This is a genomic window from Thomasclavelia sp. (genome assembly GCF_017889095.1).
GTDB lineage: Bacteria > Bacillota_I > Bacilli_A > Erysipelotrichales > Coprobacillaceae > Thomasclavelia.
The window spans coordinates 1-3,623 of record NZ_JAGHEW010000286.1 but is presented as its reverse complement, the minus strand read 5'-3'; the positions used below and the strand labels follow the sequence as shown (position 1 = coordinate 3,623).

The window sequence follows — 3,623 nt, the reverse complement described above, 5'->3', positions numbered from 1 at the left end:
GCGTTATGATAATTCTAAAATAAATCTGTTTAATTTATCAATTTTATTATTAACCTTATTATATGCATTATTTTTTGATGGTTATTTTAAAGGCTTAATTCAGATTCAGTATTTTCTTATCAATATTACGATTCTTTCTTTATTGGTTATTATCATTTATCGATTATTTGAAAATCACAAACGAAATTTAATTTACCGGACAAATCAAAAAATATTAGAAAAAGAAATTGATTTTCAAAAGAGTAATTTCAAAAACTTAATTGCAAATGAAAATGAAACCAGAAAAATACGCCATAATAACAAACATCTTTTATTACTATTAAAAGAATATACTGATAAAAAAGATTTGGATAATATTGAAAAAACTCTCAATGATCAGTTAAAATATATTGATGATCTTAAATATTCAATTAATACCGGCAATGAATCGATTAACTTCATTGTGTCACATTATCTTCCGTTGATTAAAAATAAGCGAATAGATTTAATCTGTAATTATTTTGATGGTCGGCCCAATATTGATAAACTTGATTTTTATCTAATTTTTGGTAATATTCTTGAAAATGCCATAGAACATTGTGATAGCGATAAAATAAAAAAGATAATTATTGAAGCTGGTAAAACATTAGATGAAAGGTATTATTTTAAAATTATGAATACTATTAATACAATGGATAAAATTGACCTGTTAGTTTCTGGAAAGAATAATATTAATCATGGTTTTGGCATAACCAGTATTAATCAATTAGTTAGTAAAAATAATGGAATCGTTGAGTTTATTCAATTAAGACGTAATTTCAGTGTTATTGTTATCTTGCCAATGGGCAATGTAAGTTAGACTATCGTAGATTATTATTTCTTATTATTTTGTATTTAACTAGAAAAATTAGTTCAAGTAATAATTATTTAAATTAAAATATCCTGCAATAAGATTAGTTAGTATTTTTGCAGGATATTTTTTATTTATTTTTTTAAAAGAAACAATCAATTTGATTATCAATAAAAACTTTTTGATAATCAGCTAAATCTTCGGGATATAAAGCTTTAATGTTTTTTAAGCTATAATCACGATTTAATAAATCATATTTCTTTTCACCAAATTGATGAAATGGTAGTAGCTGGACTTTTTTTATGTTAATTTTAGCTAAATATGTTGCGATTTCTTTAGCATCATCAAGCGTGTTATTAAAACCGGGAATTACGGGAATTCGAGGTAGTACATTGATATTGTTAGCAATTAACCAGTTTAAATTAGCTTTAATGAGATCATTAGTTACGCCAGTACCTTCTTGATGTTTTTGGTTATTTACATGTTTAACATCAAATAATAATAAATCAAATAATGGCGCTAATTCTTGAAATGTTTTAGTGTCAATATAACCAGTAGTTTCGATGGCAACATGTAAGTTATGTTCTTTTAATTTTAAAACTAACTGTTTTAAAAAGCCTGGCTGACACATTGCTTCACCACCAGAAATAGTAACCCCGCCATTTGATTCTTCATAAAAATCAAGATCTTTTAAACATTCATCGACAATTGAATCAACATCACTTTTTTTACCTTCATATGATAAAGCTTCCTGAAAACAGCTATTAATACAAGTTAGACAGCCGATGCATTTACGATCATCAATTACAATTAGATCGTTAATTAAACTGATTGCTTGATTTGGACAGCTATTAAGACAGTTTAGACAATGAATGCATTTTGTTTGATCATATAAAATTTGAATTTTGGTTGATTGTGATTCGGGATTAGAACACCACTTACATTTTAAAGGACATCCTTTGAAAAATACTGTAGTTCTAATTCCTGGTCCATCATGTATACTAAATTTTTGAATATTAAAAATAGTTCCTTGGCACATTTTAACCTTCTCCTTTATTTAAATCTTATCACGTTTAGTTACAAAAGTAAATACATTTAATTTCAAATGAAAGTAAATTTATTATATTTGTAAGAAATGTATTGACATATATAAAATAAATGCTATGATATATGTGTAAATGAAACAAATAAAACTTTCAAATGAAACAAGGAGAACTAACTATGAAAAATGTCGAACATTTTGGTGATTTAACCCCAAGAATGAATCAGTATCGTGAAGCGGTTTTGGATAAAAAACCATATATTGATGCTACAAGGGCAATTTTAGCGACTGAAGCTTATCAAGAACATCAAAATCAGCCACCAGTGATGAAACGAGCTTTGATGTTAAAAAATATTTTAGAAAAAATGCCTATTTATATTGAAGATGAAACTTTGATTGTTGGTAATCAGGCATCATCAAATAAAGATGCACCAATTTTTCCGGAATATACAATGAAGTTTGTCATTGATGAATTAGATTTATTTGAAAAAAGAGATGGTGATGTTTTTTATATTACTGAAGAAACCAAAGCTGCATTGCGTGAAATTGCACCATTTTGGGAAAATAATAATTTAAGAGCTAAAGGGGAAGCATTACTACCTGATGAAGTTAGTGTGTTTATGGAAACTGGTTTCTTTGGAATGGAAGGAAAGTTAAATTCGGGTGATGCCCATTTAGCGGTTGAATATCAAAAAGTATTAGAAGAAGGTTTGATTGGCTATGAAAAAAGAGTATTAAAGTTAAAAGCTGACTTAGATTTATGTGTACCAGAAAATATTGATAAATATAAATTTTATCAGGCGGTTTTAATTGTAATTGAAGCGGTAAAAACATTTGCTCACCGTTTTAGTGTTTTAGCTAAAGAAATGGCTGAAAGTGCTAATACTGCTAGAAAAGCAGAATTATTAAAAATCAGTCAAATTTGTGATAAAGTTCCTTATTATCCAGCGACAACATTCCATGAAGCAATTCAGTCAGTCTGGTTTATTCAATTATTATTACAAATTGAATCTAATGGTCATTCTCTTTCTTATGGACGTTTTGACCAATATATGTATCCATATTTAAAACACGATTTAGATAATCATTTAATTGATGAAGATCAAGCTGTTGAATTATTAACTAATTTATGGATCAAAACTCTAACAATCAATAAAGTTCGTAGTCAGGCCCATACTTTTTCAAGTGCCGGTAGTCCGATGTATCAAAATGTTACAATTGGTGGACAAACTCGTGATAAACAAGATGCCGTTAATCAATTATCATTTTTAGTCTTGAAATCAGTAGCTCAAACTCGTTTACCTCAACCTAATTTAACAGTTCGTTATCATCGTAATTTAAATCCTAAATTTTTAGATGAAGCAATTGAGGTGATGAAGTTAGGTACGGGAATGCCAGCGTTTAATAATGATGAAGTAATCATTCCTTCTTTTATTGAAAAAGGTATCAAAGAAGAAGATGCTTATGATTATAGTGCGATTGGCTGTGTAGAAACGGCAGTACCAGGTAAATGGGGTTATCGCTGTACCGGAATGAGTTATATGAATTTCCCGAGAATTTTATTAATTGCCATGAATAATGGTGTTGATATGACTAGTGGTAAACGGTTTGTAAGTGAATGTGGCTATTTTACCGAAATGGAAAGTTATGAAGAGTTAATGCAGGCCTGGGATAAGGTCGTTAGAGAATTAACTAGAATGTCAGTAATCGTTGAAAATGCTATTGATCTAGCATCAGAGCGTGATGTACCGG

3 protein-coding genes are annotated in these 3,623 nt (G+C 28.6%); 2 read left to right on the top strand and 1 reads right to left on the bottom strand.

The window, feature by feature from the left end:
* Positions 1–838: GHKL domain-containing protein (locus J7M77_RS12650; RefSeq protein WP_296879120.1), on the top strand; the 838-nt coding region annotated here is incomplete at its 5' end.
* Positions 839–971: 133 nt separating this feature from the next.
* Here the strand turns inward: J7M77_RS12650 and J7M77_RS12645 are convergent.
* Complete coding sequence (locus tag J7M77_RS12645) at positions 972–1,868, bottom strand: glycyl-radical enzyme activating protein (RefSeq protein ID WP_296879118.1); 897 nt, start codon at positions 1,866–1,868, stop codon at positions 972–974.
* A gap of 182 nt (positions 1,869–2,050) precedes the next feature.
* On the opposite strand from J7M77_RS12645, the gene J7M77_RS12640 reads away from it, so the two are divergent.
* Positions 2,051–3,623: pyruvate formate lyase family protein (locus J7M77_RS12640; protein ID WP_296879116.1), on the top strand; the 1,573-nt coding region annotated here is incomplete at its 3' end.

Bases quoted from the DNA above. Each gene is read 5' to 3' on its own strand.
- J7M77_RS12645 (WP_296879118.1), bottom strand. From the start codon at position 1,868: ATGTGCCAAGGAACTATTTTTAATATTCAAAAATTTAGTATACATGAT.